General features: G+C 40.7%; 12 protein-coding genes. 4 read left to right on the top strand and 8 right to left on the bottom strand.

Translation table 11 applies throughout. From position 1 onward, the window contains the following. Window positions 1-65: 65 nt before the first annotated feature. The 5 genes from COCH_RS05730 to COCH_RS05710 form a co-directional block, all read right to left on the bottom strand. The gene (locus tag COCH_RS05730) at window positions 66-980 is read right to left on the bottom strand and encodes an SPFH domain-containing protein (protein ID WP_015782334.1); all 915 of its coding nucleotides are present in this window, start codon (window positions 978-980) and stop codon (window positions 66-68) included. A 757-nt stretch (window positions 981-1,737) separates the two neighbouring features. Further along, entirely contained in the window at window positions 1,738-3,690 is a 1,953-nt protein-coding gene (locus tag COCH_RS05725; RefSeq protein ID WP_015782333.1) for a RagB/SusD family nutrient uptake outer membrane protein, read from the bottom strand. A gap of 12 nt (window positions 3,691-3,702) precedes the next feature. After that, on the bottom strand, window positions 3,703-6,897 hold the full coding sequence (locus COCH_RS05720; RefSeq protein ID WP_015782332.1) for a SusC/RagA family TonB-linked outer membrane protein: 3,195 nt from the start codon (window positions 6,895-6,897) through the stop codon (window positions 3,703-3,705). A 1,124-nt stretch (window positions 6,898-8,021) separates the two neighbouring features. Then, window positions 8,022-8,678, bottom strand: coding sequence for a carbonic anhydrase (locus COCH_RS05715; RefSeq protein WP_015782331.1), 657 nt, complete (start codon window positions 8,676-8,678; stop codon window positions 8,022-8,024). A 481-nt stretch (window positions 8,679-9,159) separates the two neighbouring features. Next, on the bottom strand, window positions 9,160-10,011 hold the full coding sequence (locus tag COCH_RS05710; protein WP_015782330.1) for a CPBP family intramembrane glutamic endopeptidase: 852 nt from the start codon (window positions 10,009-10,011) through the stop codon (window positions 9,160-9,162). An 84-nt stretch (window positions 10,012-10,095) separates the two neighbouring features. Between COCH_RS05710 and COCH_RS05705 the strand changes: the two genes are divergently transcribed. The 4 genes from COCH_RS05705 to COCH_RS05690 all read left to right on the top strand — a co-directional run bounded on the left by COCH_RS05705 (window position 10,096) and on the right by COCH_RS05690 (window position 14,445). Beyond that, complete coding sequence (locus COCH_RS05705) at window positions 10,096-10,752, top strand: LuxR C-terminal-related transcriptional regulator (protein ID WP_015782329.1); 657 nt, start codon at window positions 10,096-10,098, stop codon at window positions 10,750-10,752. Between the two features lie 193 nt (window positions 10,753-10,945). Beyond that, entirely contained in the window at window positions 10,946-12,016 is a 1,071-nt protein-coding gene (locus tag COCH_RS05700) for a hypothetical protein (protein ID WP_015782328.1), read from the top strand. A gap of 379 nt (window positions 12,017-12,395) precedes the next feature. Then, window positions 12,396-12,620 carry a response regulator transcription factor gene (locus tag COCH_RS11110; protein WP_223375705.1) on the top strand — a complete coding sequence of 75 codons (225 nt, stop codon included), beginning with the start codon at window positions 12,396-12,398 and terminating at the stop codon, window positions 12,618-12,620. Between the two features lie 85 nt (window positions 12,621-12,705). Further along, a complete protein-coding gene (locus COCH_RS05690; RefSeq protein WP_015782327.1) occupies window positions 12,706-14,445 on the top strand; it encodes a glutamine--tRNA ligase/YqeY domain fusion protein in 1,740 nt (579 codons plus the stop codon). 77 nt (window positions 14,446-14,522) lie between these two features. Here the strand turns inward: COCH_RS05690 and COCH_RS05685 are convergent, their stop codons facing one another. The 3 genes from COCH_RS05685 to COCH_RS05675 are packed head-to-tail and all read right to left on the bottom strand — an operon-like array spanning window position 14,523 to window position 20,045. Next, window positions 14,523-16,808, bottom strand: a complete 2,286-nt coding sequence (locus COCH_RS05685) for a glycoside hydrolase family 3 N-terminal domain-containing protein (RefSeq protein ID WP_041546724.1) — start codon at window positions 16,806-16,808, stop codon at window positions 14,523-14,525. Window positions 16,809-16,818: 10 nt separating this feature from the next. Beyond that, window positions 16,819-18,462, bottom strand: coding sequence for a family 16 glycosylhydrolase (locus COCH_RS05680; RefSeq protein ID WP_015782325.1), 1,644 nt, complete (start codon window positions 18,460-18,462; stop codon window positions 16,819-16,821). Window positions 18,463-18,500: 38 nt separating this feature from the next. Further along, window positions 18,501-20,045: a hypothetical protein gene (locus COCH_RS05675; RefSeq protein WP_015782324.1), complete on the bottom strand. Its 1,545-nt coding sequence runs from the start codon at window positions 20,043-20,045 to the stop codon at window positions 18,501-18,503. Between the last annotated feature and the right edge of the window lie 3 nt (window positions 20,046-20,048).

Here is a 20,048-nt window from a genome sequence, read left to right as displayed (position 1 = left end):
ACCACAAAAAAAAGCTATTCAAAAAAAATGAATAGCTTTTAAAATCTATATTATTTAACAGTGAGTTAGTCGTTTTTCTTTTTCTTCAAGGTTTCGGTTACTTGAGCTGAAGCGGTGAAGGAGGTAATCATATTATTGAGCATCTCACTACCTGCTTCGGGTGAGTTAGGAAGTAGGATAAGATTACTATTGGTTTGCTGACCTACGGCTTGCAAGGTGTCGTAGTGTTGAGTAACCACAATAAGCGCAGAAGCTTCTTGCGAGCTGATACCTACTTTATGCAATACGTCTACACTCTCTACCAATCCGCGAGCAATTTCACGACGCTGGTCGGCGATACCTTGACCTTGCAAACGTTTGCTTTCGGCTTCTGCTTTTGCTTTTTCGACGATGAGGATGCGTTGTGCATCACCTTCGTATTGAGCTGCTACTTTTTCGCGTTCGGCGGCATTGATACGGTTCATTGCGGCTTTTACTTGGGCATCGGGGTCGATATCGGTTACTAAGGTTTTGATGATGTCGTAACCGTAAGTTTCCATCGATTCTTGTACTTCGCGTTTTACGGCGATGGCGATATCGTCTTTCTTAACGAATACATCGTCGAGTTTCATCTTAGGGACTTCGGCGCGGACTACGTCGAATACATAGCTGGTAATCTGGTCGTGTGGGTATTCGAGCTTGTAAATGGCATCGTATACTTTTTCTTTAATCACCACGAACTGTACTGATACTTTGATTTTGACGAATACATCGTCCAAAGTTTTGGTTTCGACAATGACATCGAGCTGTTGGATTTTGAGGCTGATGCGAGCGGCTACTTTATCGATGATAGGTATTTTCATTTGTAAACCCGAATGACGAATGCTTTCGAATTTACCGAAACGTTCTACTGACACGGCGGTTTGTTGGCGCACGGTGAAGAAAGTAGATAGTAAAAATACTAATACAAAAAAGAATAAAATGTAAAATAAATAGGGCATAATATGAAATTTTATGGGTTATTAACGGCTACAAATGTACTTTCTTTTTTTGAATTGTGCAAGAAATATGAGAACAGAATTTTGAGTTTAAAATAATTTAAAGAGAATGAGAAAATTAGAGAATGAGAAAATGAGAAAATGAGAAAATGAGGTAAATGCCAATAATACCAGAAATGTCAATAATACCACTATTCAACTTTGGCAAAGGTGCCAGCCACACAGGCAGCCGTAGCACGACGGGCGATTAACTTTGGCAAAGGTTGAGATGAAAAAGCGATGTGTTGGGGACTGTTAGGAGGATTCGGAAGGAAACGGAAAAGAGCGGAAGAGAGCCGAGAGAAGTTTTGGTGAAAAAAAGGTGTAAGGAGGGTGGGGTCAGCTTATAGAGAGCTTATAGGAAGCTTATACGAATCTTGGACGATTGGTATAGAAAGGGTATATAAGTGGTTAACTCATAGTATAACACAGCAATGCAAAAAATGTTAAAAACGGGGTTTCGAGGCGAAAGAAAAGAGAATAGGCACTAGGCCTTAGGCCACAGGCACTAGGAGATAACCTCCCCCTAGCCCCCTCAATGAGGGGGAATGTAGTGACGGAAAGGAGAAGAAATTGCGAGAGACGAATGACAAATGACGAAAGGTGGGGCGATGAAAAAGTTTATAGCAAATAGCTATAAAATAGGAAAAGCTACCTTTGAGGGGTAGCTTTTTCTATTTAAGCAATAAAAATTATGTTATGAAAGATGTTATTTTAAACATTATTCAGTAGGAATACCATCGGCTTGTGCTGGCCAATATGGATTTGGATAAACAACCGAAGTGGCTATATTGCCGCCTTTGGAAGTACGCAAGAAGTTTTCAAAACCAATAGGTGATAGGTAGTGTGCTTTTGTCCAAGTAATACCATTGTAATACAAGTTATTTTGTTGTATAATTTGGTAAGGACGAATGTACACGCTCAACGCTTTTGCCGATATATTAGGACTCGCAGCAGGTAAAGCTATTAATTTAGAAGTACCATCAGTATTCTTATAAGTATCCTTATCATACATACTTGTCCAAAGATTCATTCCTTCTATTTGATAATTGCGGAGCTGATCCATAGCGCGCCAACGACGAAGGTCGTTATTGCGCATTCCCTCAGCTATGAACTCACAACGGCGTTCACGACGAATATTATACAAAGTAGCATCTACCTTTTGTCCTGCTGAATAGACCGCCCAGTCGTTTTCTTTGTTAAGGTCGGTAGCGGCTATAGTAGCACTATAATCCTCACTGACTCCAGCACGAGCGCGTAAAGCTTTCCAATAACGGCTAGCATCATTATCAAGGCTATTGTTTTTTACATAGCAAGCTTCAATATAGTTAAGGTAAGCCTCGGCAGCACGGAATACTATACAACCTGTCTCAGTAAGCACTGCATCGGTAAGATACTTAGCTTCGCCATTCAATCCTTTTTTTACGTCATATCCTGTTACCGATTTTCTTTCAACTATTGAGTTGATAATGTCAGGATAGTTATTCACTTGCTGAGTAACAGCCAAATAATCACCTGGTACACGCATAAAGAGTTGCAAGCGCTCATCTCTGTTTACTTTTACAGTAGTAAGATCGGTATCACCTTGGTAGCCAGAACCATTGGCGTAAATAGGCAAACCGTTTTTCATCAAGAAAGTATCTACAAAACCACGTGTATACCCACTGTTACCACCACCAGTCAAGAAACCATTGGTATAATGTCCTACACTTTTTTCAGCACTGTACTGTCTCCAAAACAACACTTCTGAATAGCCTGATAGACTATTGTCTCCATACATTTTGAAATAAGGATTACTAAATACATCAGCACCAGTAGTATTGTGGTTGTTGGTTACTAATGGAAAAGCATCGGCTACAGCTTTGGCAGAAGTCATTGCTTCTGTCAAAAAGTAATTAATTTCAGTGTCTATGTTAATAGAAAATCCTGATAAGTAAGGCATATTAGCCCCTGGCCAACCAGCACCTCCTGGCACGTGGGCTGTACCTTTGTGATATTTGAGCCAAGTACCTTCAAAAAGAGCTACACGCGAGCGGAAAAGCTGCGCAACTTCTTTGCTGATACGATTTTTACCTTCCACAGGACTTGATTTTAATAAACTGATAGCTTTGTCTAAATCTTCTAAGATAAAGCGGGCTACCTCATTGCGAGGGCGACGTTTGGAAGCTTCTATTAGCTCGTCTTCATTATCGGGAAGTACTGTTTTTATAATAGGAAAATCTCCGTAATTTTCTAAACGATTAAAATATTCATAAGCTCTTAAAAAGTATGCTTCACCTAAGTAGTGGTTGATATTAGCAGGATTTCCTACTACTTTTCCTTCCTCTATTTTTGGGGTTACTTCTGCTATAAAATAGTTGATAGCTCTGATATTCCCAAAATCATACCCATCTGTTCCAGTAGGTACGTGCCATTGTCCTTTTAGCCATGCAGCATTAGGACTTCTATCGGCTTGGTTGTCAGTACCATTATCTGCTTTGAATCGCCCTATACTATATCCTCCGTGAGTAGGAAAATTATAATAACTAATGGTATATGCCGCCATATCCGATTCGGTATTGAAATACTGTTGAGGAGTGATGTTTGATAATGGCTCTCTATCCAAAAACTTATTACATCCTATAAGCCCTACCGAAAAGGTAGCTATGATTATATTTTTATATATCTTTTTCATCGTATTAGTCTTTTAGAAGGTTAAACTTAATCCTGTTGAAATCACTCTTGAAAGAGGGTATAGCTTGCCTTGTCCCCAAGAACCTCCATTGGCTTCTGGGTCGAATATCTTAGAGAGTTTGGTAAAGGTAAATACGTTATCGGCTGAGATATAAATTCGCAAATTGTCTATACCAATAGTTTTCATAATATCAGAAGGGAAGTCATAACCTAATTGTATATTTTTCAAACGCACATAGGCTGCATTTTGTACCCAACGGGTTTGACCCACAAAGTTCTTTCCTCCACCGTCCATAGTAGGACGTGGGTAATACGCATCTACATTAGTACCAAAAGGACTGTCAGTACCTTCGGGACGGAAGTAATCTAAATGCTCTTTAAAGCCTGCTGATTGCCATACGTTTTGGTTAGCTCCTCTAAAATAAGGAGAGTCGTTGAAGATTAAATCGCGCTTACCTGTACCTTGCCAAAACATACTGAAATATACGTTTTTGTATTTCAAATCAACAAGTAGTCCAAAATTATAGCGAGGAGTAGTGTTTCCTATAATTTTTCTATCACCTGGGTCACCCACAGTATTAGAACCTCCGTTGATTTTACCATCACCATTGAGGTCTTCATACATTATATCACCTGCTGCCCAGTTGTTACCCAAAGCACTTTGGTCGTGTGTTTTTAACCATTCGGTCATCTCTGCATCTGTTTTAGCAATGCCACGTGTTTGGTAGCCCCATATTTCACCCAAATACTGTCCTTCGTAATAATTTCCTAAGGAGTTATTCTTGTTAGGGTATTTTGTAATTTTTTGACGGCTGTCGGTAAGATTAGCTTTAATGTTGTACGAGAAATTTTCTCCTATTTTGTCATTCCAGCTGGTTATAATTTCAAATCCGTTTGATACCATATCGGTATTGTTGATACGAGCAGGAGAAGTACCCAATACAGGAGGAAGTTCTGGTGCAGGACCTACCATATTATAGGTTTTACGGCTAAACAATTCAAAAGTAAACTTAAAACGGTTTTTTAAAGCTGTTAGGTCAAAACCAGCATTCCAAGAAGCTACTTTTTCCCAGGTAAGAGTAGAGGCTATTAACCCTGGAGCGTAGGCTGTATTGGTCTTATCTCCATTGAGTAGCCAATTACCATTGTTAGCCCCTATATTCATTGTTTGATAGAAAGGATACCAGCTATCAGTATTTTGGTTACCCAATTCTCCATAAGAACCTCTTAGCTTAAACTCACTTACCGCTTCACCAAATTTGCCAAGGTGTTCCCAAAAGCTTTCTTTGGCAATATTCCAACCGACAGAAGCTGAAGTAAACAAGTTCCAACGTTGGTCGCGCAAGAAACGGCTACTACCGTCATAACGAGCATTCACTTCCAATAAGTATTTGCTGTCATAATTGTAGTTGATCCTACCAAAGAAACCTGCGGTTGACCAGTGTTGATAATCACCTCCTACATCATCATTTTTTCCTCCTGAGGTGTTCAGTGAAAGAGAGTTTTTGCTGTACAAACCATCACGAGAAGCCCAAAAATGACGTGTTTTGTTTAGTTCAGATTGAAACCCTGCTAAAACAGTAACCGTATGTTTTTCAATTTCTTTTGTGTAAGATGAATAAATATTGGTATTAAAGAAGTTATAACGCCCTGCTGCTTCACTTATTTTTGAATGACCTGCAGGTGCTGAACCATCACGTGAGATAGCAATAGGCTCTCCGTGTAAGCCATATTTGTAGATAGGCAAGTAGTACCAATTATTAAAGACAGTAGAAGTGCGATAGTTGAGCTCTACATTGGTTACCCATCCTTTTATAGGGTTGAATACCAAAGCTAATTGTTGGGTAAGTTCATCACTTTGTGTTTTATCGCGTCCTTCATTAAGCTGTGCTATCTCATTACCATTCATATAATGCCCATTGGGATCTTTGAGTGGCAAAGTAGGCCAACGTCTTGCTATATTGTGGAAAAATAATCCTCCTAAATAAGAAGAACGGGAGAAATCTATACGACTAAAACGGGAATTATAATCCAACTTTAAATAAGGAAGTATTTGTGCTGATATTTTCCCTTGTGCTGAATAACGCGACATTTTATCGGTATTATAGCGAGATAATCCCTCAGCATCAAGCCAACCTAATGACACGTAATATTTTATCTTTTCAGTACCTCCACGAGCTGTGAAATTATGCTCTTGTGAAGGAGCAGAAGTTCTATAAAACTCTTTAAACCAATCTACATTAGCCCAACTTTGCTTGTAGTCATTCCAAGCACCGTTTCCATCTTTGGTTGGGTTCCAATCGGTAGCATCTTTTAGCAATCCTGCTTTATATGCCTTGATATTCTGCACAATACGATCTTCAAATACAGGAGCTCCTCCGTTATTCTTTTGAGCTTCATTGAAGTAATAAGCAAAACTTTCTGAATCCAACATATTAGGGATACCTACTGGTGAGGCAAGACGGTAATTGGTACTATAATTCATTGTCATTCTACCATCTTTACCTGATTTAGTAGTTACCAAAATCACCCCAAAAGCTGCACGAGACCCATAAATAGAAGCCGAAGCTGCATCTTTCAATACCGAAATACTTTCTATATCATTAGGATTTAAAGTATTCATATCGCCTTCCATACCATCTATAAGTACTAACGGACTACCACTAGAACCTGAACCAATAGTACCTGTTCCGCGAATGTTGAATGAAAGGTTACTATCCAACTGTCCACCTCCATTTCCTACCGAAAAGTTCAACCCCGAAACGTTTCCTTGTAAGGCTTGGGTTACGTTGTTTACGGGGCGATTCTCTAATGCTTTGGAATCTACTGAGGTTACTGCACCTGTAAGGTTTTCTTTCTTTTGAGTGGCAAACCCCACCACTACCACTTCGCTGAGTTGCTGGGTATCTTCTTTTAGTTGTACATTAACTGTATAAGAATTCCCCCCCCCTACAACTTTTTTAGTCTGGGTAGTAAACCCTACAAAGCTAAACTCAAGCACATCGCCTGCTTTGGCTTGGATTTGGTAATTACCGTCAAAATCAGTAGATGTACCGTGCGTGGAGCCTTTAACCACTACGGAAACTCCGGGTAAAGGCGTTTTCTTATCGTCAGTAACTTTACCTTTTACTGAGATGGTTTGTGCCATAAGAGTTGTTAAAAAGCAACTTAACACAAACATAACAAATGTTAAATACTTTCTTTTCATAAGTTTGGCTATTAAATGAAATTTACGGCGTAAAAGTACAACTATTTATTATATCTACCAAACAATTATAGCTAATATTTTTAAATAATTTTATATACTTCGCTAAATAGAGGGGATAATCATATGAATTACAATAGATAAGGAGAAAATAAAAGAAAGTGTATTATTATTAATTTTAACACTTTTCAAAAGAAAAAGGAAGAAAGTGTGAGCCACACAGGCGGGTGTGAGGTCGTAGCACGACGGGCGGGGAAAATTAGCAAATTAGAAAATGAGAGAATGAGAAAATGAGGTAAATGTCAATAATACCAGAAATGTCAATAATACCACTAATCAACTTTGCCAAAGGTGCCAGCCACACAGACAGCCGTAGCACGACGGGCGGGAAAAAATTAGTAGATTAGCAAATTTGAAAATTAGCAAATATGGAGGGTTGGAGGATTCGGAAGATATCGGAGGAGTTCGGAAGAGAGTTAAAAGGAGTTTTGATGAAAAAAGGCTGTAAGGAGGGTGGGGTTAGCTTATAGAGAGCTTATAGGAAGCTTATACGAATCTTGGACGATTGGTATAGAAAGGGTATATAAATAGTTGATTCATAATATGATACAACGAGTATAAAAATGGGAAAAACGGGGGTTCGAGGCGAAAGAAAGGGAATCCTCACCCCAATCACATACTCTCCTATTCGGAGACTTCTCCCAAGGAGAGGGGGAATGTAGTGACGGAAAAGAGAAGGAATAATTAGGGAATTAGCAAATTTGGAAATGAGAAAATGGGGTGGTGTGGGGTCTTAGGGCATAAGCAATAGGGGATAACCTCCCCCTTTTACACATACTCCGCTCTCGCGGACTTCCTCAATGAGGGGGAATGTAGGGACGGAAAAGAGAAGTAATGACGGGGGACGAATAACGAGGGTGAGGCGGTGAAAAAGTTTTATGAGATAGGTTAAAAAAGTGGGTGCTATCGGAGAGACTTAGGGGAGCGAAAAGATAGACGTGGTAGAATAGGTGTTTATAAAGAAGTTTTTGAGAGAAATTGTATTTAATATAAGTTCGTTGTAAAGTAGCCATAGAATAGTTGGAGCTAATATATGACGTCTTTTGACTTTTAACTATTGAGTGAAATTAGTAGGGTTTATACCATTCTTGTCCGGTGAGGTCGTATATCTTTTGGATTTTATGAAGGAAGGCTTCGAAGTCGAGATTAAGGTCTATGAGTTCGCCGGTGTGAATATCGAATACCCAACCGTGAACAGCAGGGTATTGGTGTTTGAGATAACTTTCTTGCACAACTGCCATTTTGGTAACATTGAAACACTGTTCTTCTACGTTCAGTTCTACCAAACGGCGGTAACGGTGGTCGGCATCAGTAATGGCATCGAGTTCTGCTTGATGCAAGCGGTATACATCGCGAATGGTACGTAACCAAGGGTTTAACAAACCAAAGTCTTTGGCTTGCATAGCAGCTTTTACACCTCCGCAATCGTAATGACCACATACGACAATATGCTTTACTTGCAGGTGTTCGACGGCGTATTGTATCACGGCAGTAGAGCTCATATCGAGGGTGTTTACTACATTGGCAATATTGCGGTGTACAAACACTTTACCAGGACCTACACCCATTAACTCTTCGGCAGCTACACGACTATCGGAGCAACCTATATAGAGGTAATCGGGGTTTTGGTCTTCGGCGAGTTTCTTGAAGAAATGAGGGTCGCCCTCTTTGCGGTGTTTTACCCATTGACGATTGTTTTCGAATATTTTGTTGTAAGTAGGCATAAGTATAATAATTAGTGGCTACTGAGGTGGCAAAGGTAGGTGTTTTTAGGGAAATGACAAATATTCGCAAAGAAAAGTATGTGAGTTACACAGGTTGTTATGAGAGAAGTGAGGTGAGAAAGAAGAGTAAAGGGTTTTTGAAGAATTGGAAATAGAGTATGTAAGTAATTGAGAATAAAAAGTTAAAAAAGAGTGGTAAACACTGGTTTTGACGGTAATAAAGGGAGTAAACATCTCCGCTATCGCATACTCTGCTATCACAGTGCACATACCCAGCTATGAACATTCGCTGGTTATCTTGGAAGAAGAAAATGTAGGGACTGAAAGGCAGAGGGAAAGCGATTTAGATATCTCTCTAATAAAAAGAACATAGTAACGCTAAGGTAAAGAAAACCATCTCCTATTCCCTCAGAAAGAGATTTAGGAGACGGTTATCTTACACGAATAATCTTATTTTACCAAATGTTAATATCTTGTAATGTCAGAGTTGTTCTTGTATAAGTCTAATTCTTCGTAGCCATAAACCTACGCCAAGGAACAGCAGACAAGGGATTATGCCCGAAACAGGGGAAATGAGTATATGTTTGCCCGTTTCTATAAAAATATGCTTATCGTATATCAAACTGTTGATAGTGGTATCCTCAATAGCGTGCATCCACACCCCAGGCCATATCGACTTGGTAAGGCGGAAAAGTTCGGTATACATCACCGTCCAGGAGATGCAGCACACTAATGCCATTATACAAAAAGTAACCTTATCGTAAGGGAATACAGCAAATATCTGTTCGGGTTTTATAAAGTAGAAAAAGTAAGGCCAATGCCACGAGCACCACACTACCCCCACAATGAGGTAAAGCCACACATCTTTAATATTCAAACTGAGCAAACGGGCGGTAAGATACCCTCGCCACGACGATTCTTCAAAGAAATTCTTTACAAATTCGGCTACTACAAAAATACCAAAGCCCGCAAGGTAGTCCGTCCACCGGATTTGTACATCTAGCCAGCCAAAAAGCTCCCCTATAAGCAGGGTAACGGCAATCACCGCAGGGTAAATAAGGGTTGCCAGCCCATACCAACGTAAGTTTTTCTTGATAAGCGGACGCAACCCTGCATCGCGCCAACCATCACCCATAAAGGCGCGCAACAGAAGCCAAGTAAGCACTGGAGCAACGATAAAAATACCCATTCCGCTAGTACCATTACTGGTATCACTGAAATCACCTGTCGTTTCACCCGTAAGCGAATCAACCCATACGCCTATCCAGCCACAACTGAGGGCTACGAAAATAAAAATACATAAATTTCTAATGGTTCGTGTTTGATTCTTCATCTTTTAAAAATATTTGATTATCTTTGGCGCAAAATTACGCCGGCGGGCATAACTACACAATACTGAAAAATAACCATTTTGAAGATGACAACCGATAAAAGCATAGAGGAAATAGCACAGGAATACATTCCACACTTAAAAATCTTAGAAGAAGCAGGTAGTTTTGCTGTTTTTCTGTTAGATAGATTCGGTCGTTACTATTATGTAACCGAATATGTAACCGAAGATATTCAAGCTTCTGATAAACTCAATATTGAGAAATTGGTGTATCCCGATGATTTAGAAGTGGTAAGACGAATTGATAAAAAAGTATGGGAGTTTTTGGACACGCTCCCCGAGGAAGAAAAGCTAACTTACAAATATATCTATGAAATGAGAGTCTTGGATAGAGGAAAGTATGTACGAATGATTTACCAAATGCGCATATTAGCCTTTAAAGACGATAATTTTCTCGGAATGGGCATCATAGACCTCGCTCCTGAACAATCGGCAAACACTTCTGTCCGCTTTCAGATAAAAAACTGCCTTACCGATGAGATTGTACCTTTTGCTATCGAAAGTGCTACTAATACCCTCCTCACCCCACGCGAGAGAGAAATACTCGCCCTTGCCAAAGAGGGAATGTTCAGTAAAGAAATCTCCGAAAAATTGAACATCAGCGTACATACCGTAAACCGCCACCGCCAAAATATCCTCGAAAAACTACAAGTAGGTAATATCATTGAAGCAATAAGGTCGTAGTACGGGTCATAGCACATCAAGCAATAAATAAAATTCACTCGGACTTACCTATAAATGTTGCTGTACAAAAAAATACTCATTAATTATCTATTCATTAAAATTAATTTTGTACTTTTGTTGTGAATTTAAGGAAATGAGATTCTTTTTACTTAAATTCTTGTGTGTTTATATTTATTAACTAAATAGTTATGTTATGAAAAAAGTAATAAAAAAAATACTACTTACTATCCTTGTTATTTTCTTGCTCTTAACTGTATTGCCTATTGCATATTTCTTTATTTATGGGTTCTTCCTACGTGGTAATATTAGTGAAGAAAAAGTAAATTACCTTAAAGCTAATAGCATAATATTACCGTCAGAATGCACTATCTCCGATACAACATTATTTGCAGAGGTTAATACATCTACTGTGTTTATGTTTGGTGAGATTCACGGATTTACCAAGACACAACTTTTTGACGCTCAACTCTTGATATACCTGAACAAAAAGTTTGGAGTTACTGATTATTTTAATGAATTTTTTACCGAAGATGCTGAACTTCTGAATCAATACCTAAATACTGACACTCCTGATGAAACGTTGTTGAAACAACACTTCAACAATCTTAAAGAGAATATCCCGCAGCGCCAAACACAGGAGTATCTTGAAAAATGGAAGATACTTTACAACTATAATCAAACACTACCAAAGGATCAAAAGATACGAGTTTATGGACTTTTAGGTAAACAAGAAGCCTTTAAGCACAATCGCGATAGTGTTATGATGAGTAATTTTGATTTAACTATCAAGCAGTTAGATAGTGTGAGTGATAGAAAAAGAAACTATTATTGCTCTTTGGGTAGCGGACATATCTATCAGGAAAAATACAACGGGAGAAAATGTTTTGCTGCTCTTCTAAAACAGAAAGATTATACGGTGATTTCTGTGATGCATCGTCCTTTCGATTCAGAAATGTATCTTCCAAAAGGTTTGGGTATGCCAACGAGCCCTAACGAGATGATTTCTTGGGCAAACTGCGATGGGCCTATCTTCTATTTCACAAATGCAGAAAATTTCAAAGAAGCCTCTGAAAATCCTTCAATTGTACTTTACAAGCTCAACAGTAAAGATTCTCCTTATGCACACTGTCAAGATGTTGTTGGTTTTAAATCACCTATTAGTTTCCTTATGGGAAAGATAACACCTGAGGAGGGTAAATATACTACCGATTATTTTCAATATGTTTTAGTAACCAGAGGCTGGAAAGGTCCAAAATTACCATAGTAAGCTTCCGTAGCTACAAAAATAAAATCCCCGCGTGATACATACGACACGGGGAGTTTATTATTACTGATAAAACTCACTCGGATTTACCTCTAAATGTTGCTATACAAAGCAAGGGAAGTGAGCAGTTGAGTAAATACACGTTCAGATATGAAGATTTTTAGAAGACTTGCCCGCTAAACAGCAAGTGCAATACAAGTATGTATACGAGTTTAGAGTTTTAAATAGGGAAAAGTACACGCGTGTGATTTACTAAATGCAACTCTTGGCAGTGCAAAGTAACAATTGGTTGGCTATGGGCTTTATGGACACTTCTCCATAGCAGTGGGCTAACTAGCCAATACGTTTCCAGATAATCAACTATCTTACTGACGAGATAGTGCTTTTCGAGTTGACCTTTGGTACTGATATACAACTTACGCCTCTCGAAAAAGAGATGTTGCTACTAGCAAATGAAGGAATGTTCAGCAAAAAAATCTCCGAAAAATTGAACATCAGTGTACATACAATAAACCGCCATAGGCAAAATATCCTCGAAAAACTACAAGTAGATAATATAGTGGAAGCTATTGCTTTTGCCAAAAGAATGAGAGCAATTGGTTAATTAGTAAATTAAGAAATTATTTGTATCTTTGCACCTTGAAAACAAGAATTAACTATCTACCATTCATCATTAATCATTAAAAAAGATGTCAGAAGAATTAAAAGAACAACGCTCTAATAACTTTATAGAAAATATCATTGAGGAAGACCTTGCGAAAGGCTTTCCCGCCAGCGCCTTACGCTTTCGCTTCCCTCCAGAACCGAATGGCTATTTGCACCTTGGTCACGCGAGTTCTATTTGCCTCAACTTCGGATTGGGCTTGCGCTACAACGCCCCTGTAAACTTGCGTTTTGACGATACCAACCCTTCTAAGGAAGAACAAGAATACGTAGATGCAATTCGCCACGATGTAGCGTGGCTCGGCTATAAATGGGATAAGGAATGCTACGCTTCTGACTATTTTCAAGAGCTTTACGACTGGGCGGTAATGCTCATCAAACAAGGGAAAGCCTATGTAGATAAACAAACATCGGAAGAGATTGCCGCTCAAAAAGGTACGCCAACGGTAGCAGGAACCGAGAGCCCCTATCGCAATACCTCTCCTGAGGAAAACCTCGCCCTTTTCGAGCGTATGAAAAATGGTGAGTTTGAAAATGGTACTTATGTACTCCGCGCCAAGATAGATATGGCATCGCCTAATATGCTAATGCGCGACCCTATCATCTACCGTATTATGAACGCTTCTCACCACCGCACAGGCGACAAATGGCATATTTACCCTATGTACGACTGGGCGCACGGAGAAAGCGACTATCTCGAACAAATATCTCACTCCCTTTGTACGTTGGAATTCTTACCACACAGAGAGTTGTACGATTGGTTTTTAGACCAGGTAATCCCCACCCCAGCCCTCCCCAAAGGAGAGGGAAGTAACATCCCCCCTACCCCCCTTCAAAGGGGGAGCGTACGACCGAAACAGAGAGAATTTGCACGGAGGAATTTGAGTCATACTATTGTAAGTAAGCGAAAACTCTTGCAGTTGGTAACCGAAAACTACGTTGCAGGCTGGGACGACCCCCGTATGCCTACTATCTCAGGCTTACGTCGCCGTGGGTATACCCCCGAAGCCATTCGTAAATTTGCCGATACCATTGGTATTGCCAAACGCGAAAACCTCATCGATGTATCTCTTTTAGAATTCTGCGTGCGCGAAGATCTCAATAAAAAAGCGAACCGCGTAATGGCAGTACTCGACCCTGTGAAGGTGGTGATTACCAATTATCCTGAGGGACAAGAAGAATGGCTTGATGCCGAAAATAACCCTGAGGTAACCCCTATGACCTATCGTAAGGTGCCTTTTAGCCGTGAATTGTATATCGAGCGCGACGACTTCCGCGAAGAAGCTGATAAAAAGTATTTCCGATTAAAATTAGGAGGAGAAGTACGTTTGAAGAATGCTTATATCATCAAAGCTGAAAGCGTAGTGAAAGACGCTCAAGGAAATATTACCGAAATACATTGTACTTACGACCCCGACAGCCGTAGCGGTAGTGGTACCGAAGCGAGTATGCGCAAGGTAAAAGGTACATTGCATTGGGTATCAGTAGCCCACGCAATAGAAGCCGAAGCGCGCCTCTATGACCGCCTCTTTACCGTTGCTGAACCTGACCGCCAAGAGGATAGCTTCTTAAACTACATCAACCCCAATTCTCTAAAAATAGTAACTACTTATGTAGAGCCAAGTCTCAAGACCGCCGAAGCAGGCGACACGGTACAGTTCCAACGTTTAGGATATTTCAGTGTAGACCCTGATACTACCTCCGAAAAATTGGTATTCAACAAAACTGTAGGCTTAAAAGATACGTGGGCTAAAATTAGCGAATAAGACATCATACACTAAAACAAAAAAAAAGGATTGCCCTACAAGAGCAATCCTTTTTGCGTGTAATGAAAGGAAAAAATCTACTTTAGTTCAAAATCTTTTTCGTTGCTGTTATCGGCAGAGTGTTGAGCTACCCAAAGTTTGAAAGCGCCAGGTTCGGTTACTTTTTTCAAATCGGCGTTGTAGAAGGCTAAGAGGTCTTCGGTAATTTCAAACTGTACTTGCTTGCTTTCACCTGTCTTGAGAGCCACTTTTTGGAATCCTTTGAGTTCTTTGACTGGACGGGTTACGGTACCCACCAAATCGCGAATATACAATTGCACTACTATTTCACCATCACGTTTGCCGGTATTGGCTACTTGTGCTGTAACGGTGAGTTTACCTCCTTTGCTGAGGGTGGCGCTGCTGAGCTGTACATTACTAATATTAAAGGTAGTATAACTCAATCCGTAACCAAAAGGATAGAGCGGTGTGATAGGTGCATCTTCGTATTTAGAACGATAATCACCCATTGGGTTATTAGGATCTACGGGACGACCGGTGTTCTTGTGATTGTAATAGATAGGCACTTGTCCAACATTACGAGGGAAACTCATCACCAAACGCCCTGAAGGGTTGTACTTACCAGCTAATACATCGGCGATACCATAACCTGACTGAGTACCAGGGAACCACACTTGCAAAATAGCATCGGCTAATTCACTCTCTTCACTGAGATCGAGCGGACGACCACTATACACCAATAACACTATAGGTTTGCCTGTTTGTTTGAGCGCACGGAGCAATTCGCGTTGAGGAGCGCGCAAACGTATATCGGTGAGACAAGCAGATTCACCTGACCAGTTATAGTCTTCACCTAAGGCTACCACTGCTACATCGGCAGCGCGTGCAGTGGCTACTGCTTTGGCAATATCGGCAGAAGTAGTGGCAGTAAGGGTACAACCTTTGGCATAACTGAACTGCACCTTACTATCTTTATACACTTCTTGTAATCCTTTGAAAAGAGAAGCGCTGAGCTCACGGTCGCCACGACCTTGCCATTCGCCATTCTGGTTGATAGAATCTTTTACCATAGGACCTATGAGAGCTACCTTTTTCACCATATCCGGAGTGATAGGCAATACCTCGGCGTTGTTCTTGAGCAATACCACCGATTTAGTAACAGCAGTACGTGCTACTTGCAAGAACTCCGGTTTCATAAGGGTTGCTTTGGCGCGGTTCTCATCAAGGAACTTGTAAGGATCATCAAACAAGCCCAATACGAATTTCATTTCCAAGATACGGCGTACGGCGGTGTTGATAGCTTCTTCTTTTACCTTGCCCTCTTCTACTGATTTTTTGAGATGCTTGATAAAATTAGAACCTGTCATATCCATATCAATACCTGCATTGATTGCTAGTTCAGCAGCCTGCTTATTGTCGGCAGCAATACCGTGAGGAATGAGTTCGTTGATACCAGTATAATCGGTTACTACAAAGCCTTTGAAGCCCCATTGCTTGCGGAGGATATCCGTCATTAGGTAGCGGTTGGCAGTTGCTGGAATACCATTCACCTCGTTGAAGGAAGCCATTACTGTACCCACTCCTGCATCAATCGCTGCTTTATAAGGAGGGAGATAGACATTCCACAAGGTGTGCTGAGAGAGCTCAGCAGTGTTGTAGTCGCGACCTGACTCGGCAGCACCATAGGCAGCAAAGTGTTTCACGCACGCCAAAATAGTATTGGTTTTATTAAGCGAACGCCAGTCGGTACCGCCTTGAAAACCTTGTACGCGAGCTTTGGCGATTTCACTACCCAAGAAAGGGTCTTCGCCAGCGCCTTCCATCACACGCCCCCAGCGCGGGTCTCGGCTGATATCCACCATAGGGGCGAACGTCCATTTGATACCATCGGCGGCAGCTTCTTCGGCAGCAATAGCAGCGGTTTGGCGCATTAGTTCCAAATCCCAAGAGCAGGCTTCGGCAAGCGACATAGGGAAGATGGTTTTATAACCGTGAATCACGTCGTAACCAAAGAGGATAGGGATACCCAAGCGAGTTTTCTTCACAGCAATATCCTGCATTTTGCGCACCCCAGGCACGGTAACAGCGTTGAACACACTGCCCACAAGACCTTTTTCGAGATACGGCTGAAAGTCACCCGGCATTACGGGCCCTGTGATGTCCCAATTGGCAGAGAACTGCGAGAGTTGTCCGATTTTTTCTTCTAAGGTCATCAGCGCTAGCAAAGAATCTACTTTGCGCTCGATATTTTTATCGCCACTGAATGACTCCCATTTCACGGGGGTGCTAGCGTCCTCACTAGAGGAACGATTACACCCTACTATGGCAATAGCCATAAGAATGCAATATGTTATTCTCTTCATAAATATATGATTATTGATAAATTCTTACGTAATCGATTTCAAGGCTATCCTGAGTGAAATTAGCAGCAACATTACCCCCCAAAGTACCTCCCATCGCTATGTTGAAAATGAGAAAGAATTTTTGGTTAAAAGGCAATTTGCCATTGTTATTCATCTCGAAATAGTTTTGATTATCGACTGCAAAGATAATCTTTTTTTCTGTCCACGTCATTGTATAGATATGAAAATCTGTGGAAGCATTGGCAAAAGCTATTTCTTTATCGTAATCTCCTTGGTGATGGTTATCGGTGTCATACCAGTGACAAGCCCCAAGTATATGGGTTTTCTTATTACCTTTTTGTTCTAAGAGATCTATTTCGCCACATTTAGGCCAGCCTTCTGTAGCGAAGTTATTACCCAATAGCCACATTGCTGGCCAAGTTCCTTGTGTAGCAGGGAGTTTGGCTTTGATTTCCAATTTGCCGTATTTGAAACCATATAACCCTTCGGTTTTTATGCGGGCAGAAGTGTAACCTCCTTTACCATCAGCTTTAGCAGTGATTTTAAGCACACCATTTTCTACTTTTACATTCTCAGCTTCTTTGGTGTAATTTTGGAGTTCACCATTGCCCCAACCGTTATTACCTTTGCCTAAATCATACGTCCATTTAGTAGCATCGGGAGCACCCGCTTTGTTGAACTCGTCAAACCATACAAGGTTTGTAAAACTATTTTCGGAAGGTTTGGTAGTGGTGAAAATGTGATACCAAGCAAACTGACTGTTAGGTTGCATTACGCGTACGATGAGTTGGGTATCGCTAAGGCTGATGATATCATAAGTGCTCGCTCCTACCCACCAACCGAGCATACCTCCATTGGAGAGCTCAATAGCTGTACCACGGTATGCTTTGTTATCGTACTTACCTTGAGTAGCGGCTTTGGAAGTAGAAGGAACAAACGATACTTGTTTTTCCCCTGTAATAGTAGGTATCACATCGGTACCGTAACATTGGTCTTTAGCAACACCCAACACACTTGCATAGGCTCCTGGTACAAACACGTGGTCGGCAGTTTGTTTATAGGTAACACCATTAGTGGTACGAGTGAAGATGAAAGAGTTCTCAAACATACAAGTACGAGTAGCGTCGAAAGGTTCGGCTTGCCACCACGCAGGGTAGCCATATTCACTATTGTCGCCACTCTCTTGAGGACCTAAGCCTGCATACCCTTTTACATTAGCAGCCCAATACCACGTCTTACTATCTCCTATGTTCTTACCAGCCAATAGATTTTCGGCTTCTGCATCGGAGAAGGAGCTATATACTTCAATTTCTAAGGATGTAGAAGTCATATTTCCTCCAATCCCTACAGCACTCACTACAGCAGTGAACTTGTTGGTTCCTACTTTGGTATAGCGGTGCTGAATCATACCAGAGGGCGTTACCTCACTTTTTCCATCACCAAAATCAATGCGAAAGGTGATTGCATTATTGGCAGTAACAGTAAAGTCTACCAAGCCAGAGCCATCTCCGTTAGGATGTTGGGCATCTGCTCCTATAATTTTATAAGTGGCTTTTACGTTGTTTGGGGCGATTAATTCGGCTAATGGATTCTTGTCTTTACAAGATGCAAAGATTGTTAATAGTAACAATCCTAACAGTTTAAGTGTTTTCATATCGATTCAATTTATCAATTTGCCTATTTGGCGTTTTGTTAATTAAGTGTTATTTCATCATAGTAATAAGTGGTATCATCCCCTTTTTCACCAAAGTCGAAGAAAACAACTACTTTGGTATAGGTAGTGCTGGTATCAATGCCAGTAAAATCAAAAGAAAGTTCTTCCCAAGTATTCTTTTTGGTGATACGAGCATCTACTTCTTTAGAAATATTACCCGCAGCATTCTCTAATTTTACTTTTACAACAATACCTGTTTTAGGTGATAGCGCTTTCAATTTAAGGATTTTATGAGCGTTCATATCCAAATTTTCGGAAGTGAAGAACGCACCTGCCCACGTTTGGCTACCTTTGGTACGCACCATTTTCACTACTTTGGTAGATGTATTGCCTACTGTTTTAGGGTTGGCAACTACTTCTACATTTGCCATATCACCAAAGGTAGTAAATTCGGGAGCTGTACCTTCAAAGTTTTCGATTATCACGGTATTCGATTTTTTGTAGAAATACAAGTTATCAATAAATACGGTACCTTGTCCTACCAATTTTATTTGGTGTACATCGGTGATTACAAATCCTTGTTTGGTGTAGTCGTTTAGTGGAATATCGATGCTTGTCCACTTATCGGCAGTGAGGGTCTTTTTGACGAACTTCTCACCGTCAGCGCCTGTGCTTTTGCTAATCAAATAGATATCTAAAGCGGTAGCATCGGCAGTCCAAACATCTAAATGCAAGAACTCCATCGCTGATAGGTCGATTTCTCGGGCAAATTGGATACCTTGATAATTGAGGTGAGCGTATTGCAAGATTTCATCGGTGCCCAACTTAAAGAGATTATAGGCAGTGGCTTGCCCCCAATTAGGGTTGAAATCGGTACCTGCCACATTGGTATATCGTCCGCTGAAAAGCGAAACGACCTCTTGTGCTTTGCGGATTGGAGGTTGAGGAGCCGCAGTAGTTGGCTGTTGCAAGGCAATTACTCGTACCGATTTTTGTACTTTGGTAGTTTGTTTGCCAGCACCTTTCACCTCTATCGTAAGGGTATAAGTACCTGTTTGCCTATAAATGTGTGAAACAACTTCACCTATATTGCCAGACACCGGTTTTTCGTCGCTACTCTCACCGAAATACACATCATAGGTAATTGCAAAATCGGCTTTAGCAGTTACATTCACTTTCTTAGAAACCGCTTGGTCGTTAGCGACAGTTACTTCTACATTCTCAGGAGCGCGGAACGACACCTCTAAAGGCAAAGTTGCTTCGGCCTCCTTGCCAGCGATGTTCACAGCTACTATTTTCACTTGGTAACTACCTTCAGCATAAGTGTGTGTTACCGAACCACCTGCTTTTACCACAGTGGGGGTTGCAGTGCTATCGCCAAAGTAGACCTTATAAGTGGCTACCCCCGTAGCTAAAGGAGTGATGGTTACTGTTCCTGTGTTATCGGTGCTCACCTGAAATTTAGCTGAGACATCAGTAGGAGCAGTGGCATTTTGGACGAAACTGAGGTCGTCCTTATCTTTTTCGCAAGCTACCATTCCAATGAGGAGCAGTAGTGCTATTAGGTTTTTGAGTGCTTTCATTTT

Origin of the sequence: Capnocytophaga ochracea DSM 7271 (assembly GCF_000023285.1) — a bacterium.
Taxonomy (GTDB): Bacteria; Bacteroidota; Bacteroidia; order Flavobacteriales; family Flavobacteriaceae; genus Capnocytophaga; species Capnocytophaga ochracea.
Note: the sequence above shows the minus strand (reverse complement) of the source record. Positions and strands in the feature narration are given on the sequence as shown.

Bases quoted from the DNA above. Each gene is read 5' to 3' on its own strand.
- COCH_RS05720 (WP_015782332.1), bottom strand. From the start codon at position 6,897: ATGAAAAGAAAGTATTTAACATTTGTTATGTTTGTGTTAAGTTGCTTT.
- COCH_RS05715 (WP_015782331.1), bottom strand. From the start codon at position 8,678: ATGCCTACTTACAACAAAATATTCGAAAACAATCGTCAATGGGTAAAA.
- COCH_RS05705 (WP_015782329.1), top strand. From the start codon at position 10,096: ATGACAACCGATAAAAGCATAGAGGAAATAGCACAGGAATACATTCCA.
- COCH_RS05725 (WP_015782333.1), bottom strand. From the start codon at position 3,690: ATGAAAAAGATATATAAAAATATAATCATAGCTACCTTTTCGGTAGGG.
- COCH_RS05680 (WP_015782325.1), bottom strand. From the start codon at position 18,462: ATGAAAACACTTAAACTGTTAGGATTGTTACTATTAACAATCTTTGCA.
- COCH_RS05710 (WP_015782330.1), bottom strand. From the start codon at position 10,011: ATGAAGAATCAAACACGAACCATTAGAAATTTATGTATTTTTATTTTC.
- COCH_RS05675 (WP_015782324.1), bottom strand. From the start codon at position 20,045: ATGAAAGCACTCAAAAACCTAATAGCACTACTGCTCCTCATTGGAATG.
- COCH_RS05700 (WP_015782328.1), top strand. From the start codon at position 10,946: ATGAAAAAAGTAATAAAAAAAATACTACTTACTATCCTTGTTATTTTC.
- COCH_RS05730 (WP_015782334.1), bottom strand. From the start codon at position 980: ATGCCCTATTTATTTTACATTTTATTCTTTTTTGTATTAGTATTTTTA.
- COCH_RS05690 (WP_015782327.1), top strand. From the start codon at position 12,706: ATGTCAGAAGAATTAAAAGAACAACGCTCTAATAACTTTATAGAAAAT.
- COCH_RS05685 (WP_041546724.1), bottom strand. From the start codon at position 16,808: ATGAAGAGAATAACATATTGCATTCTTATGGCTATTGCCATAGTAGGG.